Annotated in this window: 18 protein-coding genes; 5 read left to right on the top strand and 13 right to left on the bottom strand. The window is 52.7% G+C overall.

All coding sequences use genetic code 11. The features are described 5' to 3' along the window. Positions 1-121: 121 nt before the first annotated feature. The 11 genes from EA20_RS0100115 to EA20_RS0100170 form a co-directional block, all read right to left on the bottom strand. Positions 122-1,195 carry an acyltransferase family protein gene (locus EA20_RS0100115; protein ID WP_024964892.1) on the bottom strand — a complete coding sequence of 358 codons (1,074 nt, stop codon included), beginning with the start codon at positions 1,193-1,195 and terminating at the stop codon, positions 122-124. Between the two features lie 143 nt (positions 1,196-1,338). After that, entirely contained in the window at positions 1,339-2,433 is a 1,095-nt protein-coding gene (locus EA20_RS0100120) for an acyltransferase family protein (protein ID WP_024964893.1), read from the bottom strand. Positions 2,434-2,663: 230 nt separating this feature from the next. Next, positions 2,664-3,416 carry an L-cystine ABC transporter ATP-binding protein TcyN gene (gene tcyN, locus EA20_RS0100130; protein WP_024964894.1) on the bottom strand — a complete coding sequence of 251 codons (753 nt, stop codon included), beginning with the start codon at positions 3,414-3,416 and terminating at the stop codon, positions 2,664-2,666. Beyond that, positions 3,413-4,081 (bottom strand): cystine ABC transporter permease, encoded by a 669-nt coding sequence (gene tcyL, locus EA20_RS0100135; protein ID WP_024964895.1) that lies wholly within the window; start codon positions 4,079-4,081, stop codon positions 3,413-3,415. Before tcyL ends, tcyN begins: the two co-directional genes overlap by 4 nt. Next, on the bottom strand, positions 4,081-4,884 hold the full coding sequence (tcyJ, locus tag EA20_RS0100140) for a cystine ABC transporter substrate-binding protein (RefSeq protein WP_024964896.1): 804 nt from the start codon (positions 4,882-4,884) through the stop codon (positions 4,081-4,083). The genes tcyL and tcyJ overlap by 1 nt, the downstream gene beginning before the upstream one ends. 165 nt (positions 4,885-5,049) lie before the next feature. Beyond that, on the bottom strand, positions 5,050-6,036 hold the full coding sequence (locus EA20_RS0100145; protein ID WP_024964897.1) for a D-cysteine desulfhydrase: 987 nt from the start codon (positions 6,034-6,036) through the stop codon (positions 5,050-5,052). 91 nt (positions 6,037-6,127) lie between these two features. Beyond that, positions 6,128-6,631 carry a flagella biosynthesis regulatory protein FliZ gene (gene fliZ, locus EA20_RS0100150; protein WP_024964898.1) on the bottom strand — a complete coding sequence of 168 codons (504 nt, stop codon included), beginning with the start codon at positions 6,629-6,631 and terminating at the stop codon, positions 6,128-6,130. A gap of 42 nt (positions 6,632-6,673) precedes the next feature. Then, entirely contained in the window at positions 6,674-7,396 is a 723-nt protein-coding gene (locus tag EA20_RS0100155) for an RNA polymerase sigma factor FliA (RefSeq protein WP_024964899.1), read from the bottom strand. Positions 7,397-7,539: 143 nt separating this feature from the next. Next, a complete protein-coding gene (locus EA20_RS0100160) occupies positions 7,540-8,508 on the bottom strand; it encodes an HNH endonuclease signature motif containing protein (RefSeq protein ID WP_024964900.1) in 969 nt (322 codons plus the stop codon). 230 nt (positions 8,509-8,738) lie between these two features. Continuing rightward, complete coding sequence (fliB, locus tag EA20_RS0100165; protein ID WP_024964901.1) at positions 8,739-9,941, bottom strand: flagellin lysine-N-methylase; 1,203 nt, start codon at positions 9,939-9,941, stop codon at positions 8,739-8,741. Between the two features lie 168 nt (positions 9,942-10,109). Next, positions 10,110-11,309 carry a FliC/FljB family flagellin gene (locus EA20_RS0100170; RefSeq protein WP_024964902.1) on the bottom strand — a complete coding sequence of 400 codons (1,200 nt, stop codon included), beginning with the start codon at positions 11,307-11,309 and terminating at the stop codon, positions 10,110-10,112. Between the two features lie 278 nt (positions 11,310-11,587). Between EA20_RS0100170 and fliD the strand changes: the two genes are divergently transcribed. From fliD to fliT, 3 genes are read left to right on the top strand one after another with little or no spacing between them, the layout of a single operon-like run. Beyond that, the gene (gene fliD, locus EA20_RS0100175) at positions 11,588-12,988 is read left to right on the top strand and encodes a flagellar filament capping protein FliD (RefSeq protein ID WP_024964903.1); all 1,401 of its coding nucleotides are present in this window, start codon (positions 11,588-11,590) and stop codon (positions 12,986-12,988) included. 9 nt (positions 12,989-12,997) lie between these two features. After that, positions 12,998-13,408 carry a flagellar export chaperone FliS gene (gene fliS, locus EA20_RS0100180; protein ID WP_024964904.1) on the top strand — a complete coding sequence of 137 codons (411 nt, stop codon included), beginning with the start codon at positions 12,998-13,000 and terminating at the stop codon, positions 13,406-13,408. Continuing rightward, positions 13,409-13,771, top strand: coding sequence for a flagella biosynthesis regulatory protein FliT (fliT, locus tag EA20_RS0100185; protein WP_024964905.1), 363 nt, complete (start codon positions 13,409-13,411; stop codon positions 13,769-13,771). 527 nt (positions 13,772-14,298) lie between these two features. Here fliT and yedD read toward each other — a convergent pair. Then, complete coding sequence (gene yedD / locus EA20_RS0100190; RefSeq protein ID WP_024964906.1) at positions 14,299-14,778, bottom strand: lipoprotein YedD; 480 nt, start codon at positions 14,776-14,778, stop codon at positions 14,299-14,301. A gap of 196 nt (positions 14,779-14,974) precedes the next feature. On the opposite strand from yedD, the gene EA20_RS0100195 reads away from it, so the two are divergent. Next, a complete protein-coding gene (locus EA20_RS0100195; RefSeq protein ID WP_024964907.1) occupies positions 14,975-15,298 on the top strand; it encodes a DUF6388 family protein in 324 nt (107 codons plus the stop codon). Between the two features lie 440 nt (positions 15,299-15,738). Beyond that, a complete protein-coding gene (locus EA20_RS0100200) occupies positions 15,739-17,133 on the top strand; it encodes a GGDEF domain-containing protein (protein WP_024964908.1) in 1,395 nt (464 codons plus the stop codon). 37 nt (positions 17,134-17,170) lie between these two features. Here EA20_RS0100200 and EA20_RS0100205 read toward each other — a convergent pair whose 3' ends face one another. Continuing rightward, complete coding sequence (locus tag EA20_RS0100205; RefSeq protein WP_024964909.1) at positions 17,171-17,437, bottom strand: hypothetical protein; 267 nt, start codon at positions 17,435-17,437, stop codon at positions 17,171-17,173. Positions 17,438-17,540 lie beyond the last annotated feature (103 nt).

Below are 17,540 nucleotides of genomic sequence, written 5' to 3' on the forward strand. Positions count from 1 at the left end.
TTACCCTCACGTAATTTCCTTTTCAGGAACAAGGCTTTTTGCGACTTTGCGGGCAGGCCTGTTCCCGCAGACAGCACAACACTCACCGGGCTTACCTTCGCGTAAGCCCTTTTTTATGCCATCAGGTATCAAACTTCATCCGCAGCAGCTTCGGATAGATAAACAAATTTTTGCCCACGCCACGGTTCAGCAGCGTCCAGACCCCGACGGAGCAGGCAGCGCAAATCGCCGTCATAACCGGCGGGAAGCCGACGGCCCAGATCAGCGAGAAAGCCTTGCTGGCGAAAAGATCGTGTTTCTGCGAGAACAGAATCGCTGACATGCCGAAAAACTCGATAAAAATGCGGTGCAGGACGTAAATCTGTAACGTATTTTTCCCCATCCAGTTCAGCCAGGCCATATCGAACAGGTTATTCAGCGACCGGCAGGCAGCGATGCACAGCAGAATGGCAAGCACGCAGAGGAAAAGGTTCTCCGGCATGCCCAGCAGCGTATGGGCTACCGCGAGTACCGCCAGCACGCCCCAGGGCAGCAGATTGCTGCGGTGCCATTCGCTCCAGCGCACCATGACAGAGCTGAAGAAGGTGCCGAACAGAAAGAAAATAAAATATTGCGAGAGGCTTTCCGGTCCCCAGCCTGGAATAACGTTGATAACCGCAGCATAGTTAAGCACCAGCGCCATCAGCATGATTGCCAGCTTTTGCTCACGGAACAGCTTGGCGGCCACAAAGAAGAGTCCCAGTGCGTAGAGATACCAGGAGGAGCTCATAGCAAGCAACATCAGCTTGATAAACTCATAGGGCGATGAAGCCCAGGCGGCATTCAGATTACTGGAGAGCTGATCGCCCATAATGCCGCCGGAAACACCATTGATCATCAGCCACTGAATCAGTCCCCACAGAAAATAGAGATAGAACAGATTGGTAACGCGGCTGGTGAAGACCTGCTTCCAGGGCCGGTTGAGAATGGCGTTTGCCGCCAGCAAACCGGAGACAAAAAAGAAGGCCGGCATCCGTAGCGGCGAGAGATAGTGATTGAAGGCCACCCAAAATTTTGCCGGTATAAATCCGGCAGTCAGCTGAGGAACCATTTCAGCATAACCTGGCAGAACCACGTGATACAAAACCACTAACAAAATGCAGGCGCCCTTCAGGCTGTTAACCCAGACGATTTCTTTCTTATGAGGAGAATTCATTATTTTACTCCAGCTGGTGTACTCATTTTTATAAAAAGGCGTTAGACGAGGATGATTCCTTCGCTTTATTTATTATTATCGGGTGCAATTTTTTCGGTGGTGATAAAAATCAGGGCCGATATTATCGGCCCTGGCGAAAGTGTTCAGCCATTACTGGCTGCTTCGGGACGTTTTTCCGGCTTCTTCATCAGGCGGGGATAAAGAAACAGCGCACGGCCAGGTCCCCGATTAAGCAGCGACCAGACCAGCAGGGAAACGGCAGTACAAAGGCTGACGGCGACAAGAGGAAGCGAGACCGCCCAGACAAGGGAAAACAGGGGGTTGCTGAACAGATGATAACTGACCGCCAGCGTCAGCAAAGTCAGCCCCAGCAGCTCAATAAATATACGATGCAGAACGTAAATTTGCAGCGTGTTACGGCCAATCCAGTTCAGCCAGCCCATATTGAAACGGTTATTCAACGCACGGCAAAAGACGATGCCGAAAACAATCGACAGCAGACAGTAAAAAGGATTTTTATAAAGTCCCATGGCATGATGCCCAAGGCCGAGAACGATAAAGACACCTACAATCAGAACGTTCCTGCGGTTCATAAAACTGAGCTGCACAAGATGGTGACTGAAGAAAGCGCCAAGCAGAAAGTAGATAAAGTTCTGTGCGACACTGGCAGGCCCCCAACCCGGCACCAGACTAAACTGCGTGGCGTAGTTCACCAGCAGCGCCGCCAGAAACAGCGCATACTTCTGGCGATGAAAAAGCTTAGCAACCACAAAATAGCCCGCCAGGGCATAGAGATACCAGAGGCTGGTCATCGACAGCACCAGCAGCTTAACAAACTCCAGCGGTGAGTCGGCATAGGCTGCATTCGTGGCGGATGAGAGCTTCTGGCCTATCAAATGCGTGGAAATATTATAAATAGACGTCCACTGGATCACCCCCCAGAGCAGGTAGAGGTAGATGATATTACTAAACTTTTTAGTAAAGACTTCTGACCAGGATTTTTTGCTGATGGCGTTCACCGCCAGCAGACCGGAGACAAAGAAAAACGCTGGCATTCGCAGCGGAGAGAGATACTGATTAAACGCCACCCAAAGCTGGGCTGGTAGCAGGCCTGCCGTAAGATAGTGCAGAGAAGGTGCAAAGGTCGTGATAATCGTGTGATGCAACACCACCAGCAATATACAACCGCCCTTAAGCGTGTTTATCCACAGAACTTCATTTTTTCCAGCAGTGGCCATTTTATATTCCAGCAAGACACAATAACATAACGAATTATTTACTTATGCTGGCAAAAACACTATGAGGTTACTCTTAAATGGCAATATGGCATGGCATATGAAAGATAAAATTAAACAACAACGGATAATTCTCAAACATATAGCCAGAAGGGAAAATGGGTTATTTAAGATTTTCCTCAAAGAAAAGCGGAATAAATAAGCCTCCCCGCTGGCGAAGAGGCCCGTGAAGATCAGGCTGTGAGGAATTTTTCGAGGAACTGCTGAGTGCGCGGCTGCTGAGGATGGCTGAACAGGGATTTCGCATCACCCTGCTCGACAATCCGCCCCTGATCCATAAAAATCGCCCTGTCCGCCACATCCCGGGCAAAGCTCATTTCATGGGTCACAATCACCAGCGTACGTTTCTCCTCCGCCAGGGCGCGAATGGTGTTTAATACTTCGCCCACCAGTTCAGGATCCAGCGCCGAGGTCGGTTCGTCAAACAGGATCACTTCAGGCCGCATCGCCAGCGCACGGGCAATCGCCACGCGCTGCTGCTGACCGCCGGAGAGCCGTCGCGGATAGCTCTCTTCTTTCCCCTGAAGCCCCACCTTTTCCAGGAGCTGTCGCGCCCGCGCAATGGCTTCCTGACGGGGTTCACGCTTGACGATGGTTGGACCTTCAATGATATTTTCCAGCACCGAGCGGTGCGGAAACAGATTAAAGCTCTGGAAGACAAACCCCACCTGCTGGCGTAACTGCCGCACCCGCTCCTTCTGCCGGTTCATTCCCTGAGCGGCGTCGATCAGGATCTCCCCCACTTTAATCGTGCCTTCATCCGGCACCTCCAGCAGGTTGATGCTGCGCAACAGCGTGGTTTTCCCCGATCCACTCGGCCCGATAATCGCGACTACTTCGCCCGATTTCACCTCCAGATCGATGCCGTGCAGCACCGTCTGACCGTTAAACCGTTTGACCAGTTTACTGACTTCGATGGCACTCATTTTGGCTCCCGATCCTGACGGTTAACGTGATCTTCCAGACGGCTTTGCAGCATGGACAGCAGCGTCGCCATCACCCAGTAGATCAGCGAAGCGGCCAGATACATAGTGAAAACTTCCAGCGTGCGCGAGGTGATCAGCTGTGCCTGGCGGAACAGCTCCGGCACCTGGATAGTGGCGGCAAGAGAGGTATCCTTAACCAGACTGATAAAACTGTTCCCCAGCGGCGGCAGCGCGGTTCTGGCTGCCTGCGGCAGGACAACCCGGCGCAGCGTCTGCCAGCGGGTCATGCCGATACTGGCCGCCGCCTCCCACTGCCCGCGCTCGATGGCAGAAATCGCCCCGCGCAGGGATTCAGAGGTATAGGCCGCGGTATTCAGCGAAAGACCTATCATCGCCGAGGGAATGGGATCGAGTTCAATACCGAACTGCGGCAGACCGTAATAGATCATAAAGAGCTGGGCAATCAGCGGCGTGCCGCGAAATATCGATACGTAAATGCGCGAGAGCCAGGCAAACGGCCAGAAGGGCGAAAGGCGCATCATCGCCAGCAGGAAGCCCAGCAACAGGCCGAAAAACATCCCGCCAATGCTGAGTTCGAGGGTGAAAAGCGCCCCTTTAAGTAAAAAAGGTGCTGAATCCAGCACCAGTTGAATACTTTCCTGCATTATTTCGTCACGTCCGCGCCAAACCATTTGTCAGACAGCGTCTTCAGCGTGCCGTCTTTCTGCATTTCAGCAACGGCCTCATCGATCGCTTTCAGCATTTCAGGGTTGCCTTTACGCAGTGCGACGCCCGCTTCCAGACGTGAGAACGCCGGGCCGGAGACCGCCAGCGTATTGCCGGTTTTCTTCACCAGATCCAGCGCGGCCAGACGATCAACCAGGATGGCATCAATACGGCCAACGCGCAGATCCTGATATTTAGTCGGGTCATCATCATAGGTGCGGATATCAACATCTTTCACGTTCTCACGCAGCCACTGCTCGTAGTTGGAGCCGAGGCCCACGCCCACTTTCTTACCACTCAAATCTTCCGGTTTGCTGATACTGGCTGCCTTCTCTTTTTTGGTCAACGCCTGCACGCCGGACACGGTGTATGGCGTGGAGAAATCATATTTCTTTTGACGCTCCGGAGAGATGGTCACCTGGTTAATCGCCACATCAATGCGGCCAGAGTCCAGCGAGGCCAGCATGCCATCCCATTTGGTCGGTTTCAGGTTTGCCTTAACGCCCAGATGCGCAGCCAGCGCCTGGGCAAATTCCACTTCAAATCCGGTAAGCTTGCCGTTTTCATCCTGGAAGCTGAACGGCGGATAGGTGCCCTCCAGGCCGACCAGCAGCGAGCCGCGATCTTTCACTTTGCTGAGTAAATTGCCTTCCGCGGCCTGGGTGCTGGCGGAAAAACCGGCGACCAGAGCAAGCGACATGACGCCCATCATCAGTTGGCGAGGCACCAGAGAAAAATTCATAAGGACTCCGTTAGGTTAGTGGATAGCGTTGGGAGGCGAGCTCCCGCTTCTCTTTATAATGACCGCTTTGGCAGTGTTGCCAGGCGTTCTGGCATTTTCTGACACCAAGAATCTATTCGACCCGGCGCGTTTATACCAGCCGCCGGGGAAATTATTCTTCTCTTTTCAGACGAAATGATGATAAGCGAATAATGCGGGCGAGCCGCCGGTATGGATAAAAGCGATGGGCCCTTCGCGACGGAAGCGCTTTTGCGTGATGCCGTCAATCAGCCCCGCCATTGCCTTGCCAGTATAGACCGGATCGAGAAAGATCCCTTCGAGCCGGGCCAGCAATTTGATCGCTTCCATGCCCTCTTCGTTCGGCATACCGTACTGCGGGCTGAAATAATCATCCCACAAATTGACCGGCGCGCTGGCATTCAGCTCAAGCGATGCCGCCAGCGCGTCACGAATAGCGAGCACTTTAGGGCGCTGCTCGTCCGCTATACGGGAAACGGTAACGCCAATCAGCTCAGTGTCGGGTAGCAGCTGCTCCAGCCCTACCGCAAGACCGGCGTGCGTACCCGCGCTGCCGGAGGCAACCACCACGGCGGCGAAATCGACCACGCCTTCGCTCTGATGTGCGATTTCCTGGGCACACTCAACGTAGCCGAGCGCGCCCAGCGCGTTAGAACCGCCGACCGGCACGATATAGGGACGGAAACCCTGCGCTTCCAGCCGTGTCGCCTGCTCTTCAAGCTGAGCGTCAGGATCGTGCAGCGCGTCCACCATGATCACTTCCGCCTCCATCAGATCGAGTAACAGGCGGTTGCCGTTGCTGAGGTAGTTTTCCGCCGTGGTGTGAATCGGGTTCTCCAGCAGCGCTACGCATTTCAGGCCGAGCTTCGCCGCAACGGCCGCAGTCTGGCGAACATGGTTAGACTGAATAGCACCCGCGGTCAGCAGCACATCGGCGCCCTGACGCAGCGCGTCGGCGGCAAGAAATTCCAGCTTTCTGAGCTTATTACCGCCCAGTGCTACCGGCGTGACATCGTCACGTTTGATGAAGATATCCCGACCAAGATAGTCGGAGAAACGGGGCAGGTGTTCCAGTGGCGTCGGAGCACCAAGCAGCTCCAGCCGGGGAAAGGCATTTAAAAGATGTAAGGACAACGTGGCCTCCTGAGAGCGCGCAAAAAGTTATCCTTACAGTTTTACAGAAGTTTGCCAAAAGGTAACGAAAAAAGCGGGTGCCACCGGCAGCCTAATTACGCTGCCAGCCCAGGAACTGATCGTATTTGCGCAGGGCAATACGGTAATTATTATTGCCGGCATCAGGCAGATCGTTTTCAAGGCATTCGTGCCAGCTGTTACCGCGCAACTTTTCCGCCGGGAAATTGCGTTTGGACAGCATATCGTCAAGGCGACGCAGGCGAACAACATATTCGCGAATCGTACTGTGGCTCATTTCTGTCTGTTCAAACAGGTATTGCTTAAACGCCATAATGTCAAAATAGGTTGGATGCGTATTACAGAAAATATCGCTGCAAAAGCGGCAAAGCGCCGTCAGCTCATTCTGCAGTTTTAACCAGACCTGATCGTCGATCAGCTGATCCATCCGGGCAATCGCCTCTTTATTTATTATCTGACCACGAAACACCAGCGCCATACGGTCCAGAACTTTGCCACAATGTGAACAGTTACTCTGGCTGTGTTTATAGTCTTTTAAATAACGGCTTAACGGCCTCATTTTTACGTTGGATCCCATCTTGAGTCCCCGGTTGGTGTTGAGAGTGCGAAGCTGACTCTGTCAGCGCGCTCCCGTTAACCGGGCGCGCAGGCGTTTGATCGCCTGACTGTGCAGCTGGCTGACCCGGGATTCCCCGACCTCCAACACTGCGCCAATCTCTTTAAGATTCAGCTCTTCCTGGTAGTAAAGTGTCAGCACCATTTTTTCGCGATCCGGCAGCGCCTCGATCGCTTCAATGACGCGTTCACGCAAATTTCCTTCCATCAGCTGGTGCAGCGGATTGGCCTCTTCATGGCCGTCCGTCACCAGTTCCGCGCTGTCACCGTGCTCCTCACGAAACTCGTCGTAAGAGAACAGCTGACTATTATTGGTATCCAGCAGGATCTGGCGGTATTCCTCCAGCGAGACCTCCAGCTGCGCCGCCACTTCCTGTTCGGTTGCGGAACGGCCCAGCGTCTGTTCAACCCGATGCATCGCGCCTGCCACTTCGCGCGCGTTACGCCGGACGCTGCGTGGCGCCCAGTCGCGACTGCGCAGCTCATCGAGCATGGCGCCACGGATGCGCTGCACGGCGTAGGTGGTAAAGGCGGTGCCCTGCAACGCGTCATAGCGCTCCACGGCGTTCAGCAGCCCTATTCCTCCTGCCTGCAGCAGATCGTCGAGCTCCACGCTGGCCGGCAGTCTGACCTGCAGACGCAGCGCTTCATGTCTCACCAGCGGCACATATCGCTGCCACAGCGAGTTTTTATCCATCACCCCATCGGCGGTATAGAAATCATTCACCCTGACTACCCTGCGTTAGTTAAGTTATCGGCATGATTATCTATTTCTGTAGTGCGGATTGATTGGCGGAATAGCGGTACTAAAGGCGGGTAATTTCACTTTTGTGTAAAAAAGCGGCGCATGACGCAGCCGCTTCGGAAAAATCAGCCGTACTGCCGGAGTTTTGCGCGCGTGGCTTCAGGAACCTGATGCCAGAGTGCGCAGACCTGGCCGTTAATCGCCTGATAAGCCTGACGTAAATCTTCACTAAGCGGGCTGATACCGCGCAGATGGACGCAGCCGGTAACGGCATCAATGGTCAGCAGGCGGTTAATAAACAGCCGCATAAGATCGCTGCGCAGAAACAGGCCGTTGTCCACGCCGTTATCGCTGAGAAAGCCCTCTTCATTCTCTTCCGTCAGAATATGGCAGGCTTCCACCCAGGGATGGGTTGCGTTCTCCGGCAGCGGCGTACCGGTGATGATGCAGGCGCGGTAGCGTGTCCTGACGGCGGCGGCAAACTCCGCCTGGCTTGCCTGCTGCCAGACCTGCGCCTTCACCTTTCTGCCCACCAGCGTACCGGGCATTACGCCGGGCGGCACCGGCTGTAGCGGACTGGAAATCACCGCCATAAACTGAATCCGGCGGGACACGCTGAAGCAGGGATGCGCGCCAGCATCAAAAAGCTGCCAGTACGCCTCATCGCCTTCGTGACGCATCAGCGAAAGCGTGTAGCCCCGGCTGGCAATCAGCTGTTGCGCCGCGGCGGAGGCAGGATCGAGCATGGCGTAAACGCGGCTCTCCCCCATCACCTTCCAGCGGTTCTCCTGCTTCGCGGCGTCGGTACGGCGGAAATAGTAGAAAGGCAACTGCTGCTTGAGGTAATACTCCAGCCGCCGCAGATAGCTTTTTCGTTCGTTATCGTTAGTAATGAACAAAAGATCCTCAAGCGGACTGTTGGTTTCATTGTTGGCGAAAATCGCACGAATAATCAGATGGCGATAGCTGGTGGAAGGACTGAGCAGCGCTCTGGCGGTCAGCGCTTTCTCTTCGGGGAATTTCAGCGCATAGCGTTGAGCGATGTCGTCAAAGCTCAGCAGATCGCCGGGTTGCAGGTCAACGTTGAAGCGCATAGCAACACTCCAGAGAAATGATTAAAAGTTATAAGGGGCTCTGAAAAGTGTTATCGGCAGGTTGAAGAATAACTGTAATGTAGGCAATAGTTGAGAAATAAAGATATTTCTGCCTATCTGAATTGTTCACCTCTACGCACCGGAAAGGTGAACAATATGTTAAGCGCATGACTGCTGCCTTCTAGTGACAAGTAACCGCCAAAACAAGGCCGTTACTTCATAGCATCCGTTTATTTTAACAGATAGATAAGCGACAAATCATCATTGACTTTGGTTTTATTAATTTCCGCCACAAAAGCCAACGCCGACTTCGCAGTGTGTTTGGTAACCGAATGGTAACTGTAGATAATATTAATAATATCATCCTCATCAACCTGGCCTACCATCTCGACGCTGGCGGCGATCAGTGATTTCAACAGGAACCAGTCAGCCGTCAACAAATATAATTTCATTAGTGGCGTGAGGCTGTCATCACCGGGGAAGAAGCTATCATAAATACGGTATTGAATATAATTATTCATTACCCAGGGACGTTCTGCAAACCAGGGCATCATTTTACTCTGCCAGGCGTTCTCCAGCCTTACCATCGACTGGTTGATATCATTATTTTTTGCACCTTCAGTCTGTATATAAATAAGCTTGTTGATATAATGATCTAACATCGGCAAGCCGCGCAATTTAGTTATCCCCCCAAAATAGGTCTGCATGCGCAACAGCAGTGACCACTGCAAATTGTAATCCGGCTTTACCTGATCAAGCTGCTGTCTGATCCCGCCCTGGGTCAGGCTGCTAATGGTCTGAGCAAAGTAATCCTCCAGCTTTGCCACGCGATCGTCAGCGTCATTCACTTTCCCTGTATAGAGTAAAAAACTGGCCAGGGCGTAAAATGCCTCATCAATGTGTTCACCGCTATATTTGACAATATTGAGGCACATTAAATTCAGCAGCTTTTTCTCTTGATCGAGCTCTTGTGCCTTATTCGCTTCCGGCTGCAGGTAATTCGTCTGTTCGAACAGCATGGCATCGGGCGAAGACAATAACTGGCGTGCCGCTTCCGGGCAAGAGAGCGCTAAGCTCTTCTGCTTTTCATATTTAAAAATCTTCGCCCCCCTTGGATAAGTAGCGCAGGTAGGACTTAGTGCCGATGCACCTAATTCGGAATGCACTTTGCACAGCCGTGCTTCATCCAAAAAGGCACAGTTTCCGGCCGTATTGAGCTTCATTTTCCCCCAGTTTTCATAGCTGCGTCGGGTTGTGACGATATTTTCTGCAGCAAGGGTTTTTATTTCAATCCGGGAGGACTTTAAGTAGCGATTTACCGTTGGCTTATCGAGGGTAATGTCCCAGCCTTTGCAGCAGTGATCCCGACATTCACTGCCAATACACTGAAAGACACTGACAAACTGCGGCTCAATGACAGTAATATTTTTCATTCTTTACCTGTTTACACTCGTAATAAAAATATGAAATTTCTTTATCAAAGAGTAGATCAGCGATGGGGAATTAATTGCAGGAACAACGGATAAAAAGTGGTCTAAACTGGCGCATAAAAAACCCCGCCGGAGCGGGGTTTTAGGAGATTGAGCTGAAAGCTAAGGTTATTAGCCCTGCAGCAGAGACATAACCTGCTGTGGAACCTGGTTAGCTTTAGACAGTACAGAGTTACCTGCCTGCTGAACGATCTGTGCTTTAGACATGTTAGAAACTTCAACCGCGTAGTCAGCATCCTGAATACGAGACTGTGCTTCTGACAGGTTAGTCGTCGTGTTGTTCAGGTTAGTAACTGCAGAACCCAGACGGTTCTGAATCGCACCCAGTGAAGAACGGAACTTATCTACAGAAGCAATTGCGTCGTCAAGCTTAGCCAGCGGATCGGTAGAAGAACCCTTAGTCAGTGAAGATGGATCCATGTTATCGGTATTGATAGTAAATACAGCCTTAGTCGGGTCAGTAACATCTGCCGCCTGAGGATCCAATGCGATAGTGAATTCCTGTGCTTCAGTTGCAGTACTTGTAATACCGTTATTTTTCAGATTGTTTACTTCAGCAGCATCAGCTGGTGTCACGGTTACTTTAGCAAAGACGTTGCCGTTTTCATCTGCGAATACTTTAGCACCTTCAAGAGAAACGCTACCTGCTGCAACACCCAGACGAGTCGCCAGAGCACCAGCGGTTTTTTCAGATACTTCCGCTGCTGCAACCTGAGTGGTTTCGCCGTAATAGGTTTTAAAGGCTGCTGCACCTGTCAATTCAGTCAGGGTGCCTTTCGGACCGTTAACGTTGAAGCTGTCCAGACCCAGAGTCTTTGAATCGATTTTTTTCAGGTCGATATCGATGGTTTCGCCATCGTTCGCGCCAACCTGGATAGACATTTTGCCGTCTTTAGCCAGTACGTTCACGCCGTTGAACTGAGTCTGCTGAGAGACACGGTCAATTTCAGACAGACGTGATTTGATTTCGTCCTGGATTGAAGACAGGTCAGAATCAGAGTTAGTGCCGGTAGAAGCCTGTACTGTCAGCTCACGAACACGTTGTAAGTTGTTGTTGATTTCAGACAGTGCGCCTTCAGTGGTCTGCGCTACAGAGATACCGTCGTTAGCGTTACGTGCAGCCTGAGTCAGACCCTTGATGTTAGAAGTAAAACGGTTGGCGATTGCCTGACCAGCAGCGTCATCTTTCGCGCTGTTGATACGCAGACCAGAAGACAGACGCTCCATAGAGGTAGAGAGAGCAGACTGGTTCTTGTTGATGTTGTTCTGAGTGATCAGCGAGAGGCTGTTGGTATTAATGACTTGTGCCATGATAAAGTTTCCTGTTAAATCGAATCGGGTTTAAGGTGTTGGGCTTGTTGCCCCCCGGCTTCATCGCCGTCAAAGTTGTTATCGTCTGCCTTACCCCAACCTTTAGAATTTTTTTAGCAAGAGGCGCATTTTTTTTCGCTCAGCCCTAATCGCCGAATTACCCTTCTCTATTACCGCTATTCATTCCATTACCCGCTTTTAATTCGTCGTAAACTTTCCTTATCACTGGCCGATAACCACGCTAATCACTCCCCGTGTTGAACAGATAAGGAAACATCATGGCAAGTATCTCTTCACTAGGTATCGGTTCAGGCCTTGAATTGAGCAGTATTCTGGACAGCCTTACTGCAGCCGAAAAGACGTCTCTGAAACCGATCTCGGCGCAGCAGTCAGCCTATACCGCTAAGCTGAGCGCCTATGGCACGCTAAAAAGCGCCCTGACCACCTTCCAGACAGCGAACACCGCGCTCAGTAAAGCCGACCTGTTCGCCGCCTCGAAAGCGACCACTACCTCGACCGCTTTCAGCGCCACCACCTCAGCAGGTGCCGTTGCCGGGAAATATTCTATCAATGTGACTCAGCTGGCCTCTGCACAAACGCTGACCGCGGGCGTACAGAGCGATAATAAAACGGCGATCGCCAGCGCAGACAGCACTATCACTTTCCAGCCGGCGGGTGCCGATGCCAAACCTGTCACCATTACACTCGCGGCAGGTGATTCTTCGCTGACCGGCATCCGCGATGCGATCAACAAAGCCGACGCGGGCGTTACCGCCAGCATTATCAAAACCGGCGAAGGCGCTTACCGTCTCTCGATGACCTCCACCAAAACCGGTGAAGATAATGCGATGACCGTCAGCGTTAGCGGCGACAGCGCGCTGGAAAGTTATTTAGCCAGCAGCGGCGGCAACCTGACCGAAAGCGTTCCGGCACAGAATGCGAAACTGACGGTAAATAATGTCGCGATCGAGAGCAGCAGCAACAACATCAGCGATGCGCTGGAAGGGATTACGCTGAATCTGAGCGACATCACCAGCGGTAATCAGTCGTTGACCGTTAGCCAGGACACATCCAAAGCGTCAAGCGCCGTCAGTGCCTGGGTAGATGCCTACAATAAGCTGCAGGACACTTTCAGTAGCCTGACAAAATATACGGCGGTTGATGCAGGTACGGAAACGCAGGACAGCAGCAACGGAGCCCTATTGGGTGATAGCACGCTGCGTACCATCCAGACTCAGCTGAAAGGGCTACTGAACAACAACGGCAGCACTTCCGCTTATAAAACGCTAGCGCAGATTGGCGTTACCAGCAATCCATCGACAGGTAAGCTTGAACTGGATCAGACCAAACTTGATGCCGCGCTGGCGAAAGATCCGGATGGCGTGAAAGAAATGATCGTTGGCGACGGCAAGACTACCGGCATTACCACTCAAATGGGTAACAGCATGACCGGCTGGCTCTCAAGTTCAGGTATTTTGCAGGCTGCAACCGCTGGTGTCAGCAAAACCCTGAATAATCTGACGGAGAGCTATAACGCGGCCAGCGAGCGGATTGACGCGACCATTGCCCGTTATAAAAAACAATTTACCGCGTTAGATTTAATGGTGAGCAAGCTGAACAGCACCAGCAGCTATCTCACATCGCAGTTCGACGCTTTAACCTCAAGTTCCAAGAAATAAGGAGTCATAATGTATAGCGCAAGCGGTACCCAGGCCTATGCAAAAGTCAGCGTAGAAAGCGCGGTGATGAGCGCCAGCTCAGACCAGCTGATCACCCTGCTGTTCGACGGCGCGCTGAGCGCGCTGGTCCGGGCACGGCTGTTTTTGCAGGAAGGTAATATCGTCAGAAAGGGTGAATCTCTTTCCAAGGCCATTAATATCATTGATAACGGCCTGAAGGTCGGGCTGGATGAAGCGAGCGAAGATGAATTAACACGTAATTTGTTAAGTTTGTACCGTTATATGGTGCATCGTCTGCTGCGTGCCAATCTTGATAACGACGTAGCAGGTATTGAAGAGGTCGAAGCACTACTACGTAATATCGCTGACGCCTGGAAAGAGGTTTCAGGTTCTCCCGCTCTGGTTCAGGACGCTCTCTAAATGAATATCGCCCCACATATGTTCGGAATTTATCAGCAGCTGCTGCACATCAGTCAGTCCATGACCCGTCTGGCGTCAGAAGGAAAATGGGATGAGCTGATTGAACGTGAAGTGGATTACGTCAGCACCGTTGAGAAGCTGGCGGAAACCACGCGTGAGATAAGCGTTCCCGCGCGGACGCAGGAGCAGCTGCGTCCGGTGCTGCGCCATATCCTCGACAATGAAGCGGAAGTTAAGCGTCTGCTTCAGGATCGTATGGGTGAGCTGTCGCAGCTTATCGGTCAGAATTCCCGTCAGAAATCGGTCAATTCTGCCTATGGTAATATGTCAGGCGTGGTGCTGTTCCCGAACGGATCTGCCTGAAAACCGTTGCTAATATTATGACTAATCTTCCCTCCAGCCCGCGGGTCAGCAGACAACATTGTTTTGTATTCTGACCCGCGCTCTCTTTGCCCACTTCTTTTTTCACGTTCAGTCCGTACAGGGCGCAGGGAACTGGCGCCTCTTAACCCCCGCCAGAGCGTAAAGCTTGCGACGCAGCCACACGCATCCCGGCACTTTCTGACAGTCATCAGGCAGCGACCTCTCTGACGGGGTGCGTACGTTTGCGGGCAGTTCAGCGGCTTAAGCAGGAAATATTAATGATGATTCCTGTGCGGGATAAGGAATAGCGGTAAGGATTTTAAAGCGGTGACGTAACTGAACATCGGGAAGGTGTTAAGAGCCGTGATTGAAAAAGAGATTAAAAAGCGGTTAATGGCGTGTGCCTCACTCAGATCCCCGCGGCTGATAACGGGTGATGCGCCCAGGCCTGACCCTGCCAGCGTGACCACTCAGCCCCATACGGCTGAGCGCGGGGCTGAATTTACAGGCTTATCTGTTAGGATCCGTCAGAACATCGGCTCTTCACTTTCCTGGCCGGGATAGCTCTCGCTGTTCTCATCCGCCGGTTTCTCTTCCACTTCTGGCGTCTTGTGCTGCGCCTCCAGCGCCTGTTGACACGCCAGGGTCGGCTGACTGACCTTTTGCAGGACCAGATCGTCATAGTGCAGCGCCGTTCCTTCCAGCTCCAGCGGCATCACCCGCTGCTGATTATTGACGTTTATCCAGCTATCGTTCAGACGAGTGACTTTGCCCGGCTTGGCGATAACGCGTTGCCACTGGCGGCAGTCCAGCGTATCGCCCTGCTCCGTGATAATCAGGCTGGCTATCGCTTCAGGGCTGACCAGACCCGACTGCGGCCCCATCGTCTGCCAGTTACCGACCAGTTGTGCCGGCGGCGGCGTCTTTACCGCACTCTGATAGTTAGGTATCTGGGCGCAGCCCGACAGCGCAACGGCTGCGGCGGTCATTACAATCCACTTTTTCATTTTCAGTTCCTGACTCGTCGAATGGCGCTACGTTATAATTTCTCCATTATGACCGCAAGCGACTCTTCCTTTCCTCCCCCGTGCAGCAGCACCGACCTGGTCCGGACGTAGAGGATTGTGCCGCTTTGCGCCTGCCACCATTCCACCTCAGGCGGCCCGCGTGTACACTAGCGCAAATTGTGATGCAGGACCGATTATGAAGACCATTGAAGAGTATTACGTTACGGCTAAAGCGATCTTTCTTGAAGCCTGGCCGGAGATTAAAAGCGGTATTGCCGCACTGACGGAAGAAGATGCCCGCGCGCTGGGCATGACCCTGCCTCAGCTCCAGTCACTGCAAACCGATCGCGCCTGGGCCGCCTACACGCGTGAGAAAAAGCTCGACGGCATGCTCTTTGCCATTCAGCTTGCGGAGCCGGATAAGGCCGTTGCCGCGCAGGCGATTGAAACCTATCTGCGCGATCACGCTGCCGCGCTGGGCATGAGCTGGGAAGAATTCTGTATTAAGAACGAACTGTAATCCCCTGCGGCCCTGGCGGCCGCAAAAAACCTTTCACATTTCTATTGCTGACGCCTGTTACTGCAATATGTTTATCCTTTGCTGACCCCGGCGGCATATTAAGCGTAATCTTAAGCGCAGCAGATTATCATTTCAAAAGGCAAACTTTACGCGCCGACGCAAACGCAAGCGGGTTAAATAAGGCGATCGTATCTTTATTGGTGAGCCGCTATCCGCCTGGCGGAAAAATTGTTTGGCGGCTCCCGCAGAATAATGCATCTGTCTGAAAAAGCAGCATGCGTAAGCGGTTGCGTTCTGCCAGTGGCTCACGTATGTTGTGCGCGCTGGTTTTTATCGCAAAAGCCGCACGTTAAGCCTGCCGCCAGCCTCAACCAGCCTGACAAGCCGGTGCGCGCATCTCCCCGCCATATCACGGGCCTGTAAGATTTCGAGTCAGAAGAATGTCACCGAACAAATATAAGCTTGATCACAGCCTGTTTCTTTTTTTGCTCGCGCTGGGCTTAACCGCATTTGGTATTCAGTGCCGGAGCTTGCAGGCGCTTTCTCTTTTCTGGCCCTGTAACGCGCTATTACTGGGGCTGATGATCCGCTTTCCGGCCTTTGATAATGTTCTGAGTCTGCCGGTGATATATAGCGCGATGGTGCTGGCGGATACTTTTTATGGCACGCCCTTCAGTATTGCGCTTGGATTAAACGCGGCAAATATGCTGTTTATCATCGTCGGCAGAATGGTTTTGCTTTCTCCTATACTGTCACGCTCCTATCCGCGACGGCTTCAGGCGCTGCTGAGGGTGTTTCCCGCCTCCATCGTCGCCGCCGCCGCCTGCGCGCTGGCCGGCACCTTTGCCAGCCAGCACTATTTTCATGATGTCCTGCTTAAGGGCTGGATCTCCTGGTTTTGCGAGCAGGTTTCCACCTCGATTCTGCTGCTGCCGGTGGCGATCACCCTGCCGCGGCGGGATGAGCTGAAGCAGATCTTCGGCGAACTGAAAGAGAGTTCGCTGCTGCCAGTTATCTCCCTTATCGTTTCAACCATAACCGGCATCTACGTCGGCGGCGGCGGCAGCCTGATCTTCCCCCTGCCCGCGCTGATGTGGTGCGCCATCAGCTACCCTATTTTTATCACCTGCCTGCTGACCTTAGTGACCGGCATCGCCGAGATCATTCTGGTGGCAAACAACGTACTGAATATCCAGGGCAGCGATGACTTTTTCCGCATCGACAGCCTCGCCTCCTCTCGCCTGGGCGTGGCAGCAATGACCATCAGCCCGCTGATTGTGGCGCTGAGCACCACCTCCAACCGCAAGCTGGTCGCCCGGATTACCCAGCGTGCGGATTACGACTTTCTGACCGGGGCGCTAACGCGCAGCGGCCTTTCATCCAGAGTCGATGCCCTGCTTTCCCGCAGAAATAAACAGGTCGGCTTTTACGGCGCCACTTTTGTGATTGATATCGATCGCTTCAAAAATATTAATGATACTTTCGGCCATGCGGCGGGGGATCATGTGCTGGCGAAAACCGCTGAGTGCCTGAGACAGACGCTGCAATCTGGGGCGATTATCAGCCGGATGGGCGGAGAGGAGTTTTTAGTGCTGATCGAGGGCATTTCGCAGCCGCGGGCATTTCTGCTGGCGGACAGGCTGAGGCGGGCAGTGGAAGAGAATAAGATTGTGCTGAACGAGAACGATCTCAGCGTGACGGTCAGTATCGGTATCAGCACGCTGAATATTTCCGATTCCGGCAGCCTTGACGATTCGATAAACAGCGCCGACCGCCAGCTCTATCTGGCCAAAAGCAGCGGACGTAACCAGGTCAGCCCCCGGTTTACGTTATAAAAAAACCCCGCCGTAGCGGGGTGTGCAGGGTTCAGCGTCAGGCTTCGTTTTCGACGCGGTTAATCTCGATTTCGATATCCTGAATGGTGCTGTCGAGCTCATCGAGCAGACCACCCTGTCTGGTCAGAAGATCGTTAATACGCTCAGCATACTCTTTATGCGAATACTCCCCCTGATCAAACGCCAGCCAGTGGGTTGAGAGGGTTTCCGTATTGGTTTGCGCATAGTGCCGCATCTCTTTCAGCTGCGAGGTCACGTCCCGTAAATGGTCTGTGGGCGATTTGTGTTCTGTGTTATCACTCATCTCGTTCTCCTCATTAAGTTGAAATGTACGCCTAAATTCCGACTCTGCCGATCCGCAGAAGTTCATTTAACTTCAAATCCGCCCCGCAGACGCAAAAAAAAGC

It is taken from the genome of Pantoea sp. IMH (genome assembly GCF_000599885.1).
Taxonomy (GTDB): Bacteria; Pseudomonadota; Gammaproteobacteria; order Enterobacterales; family Enterobacteriaceae; genus Erwinia.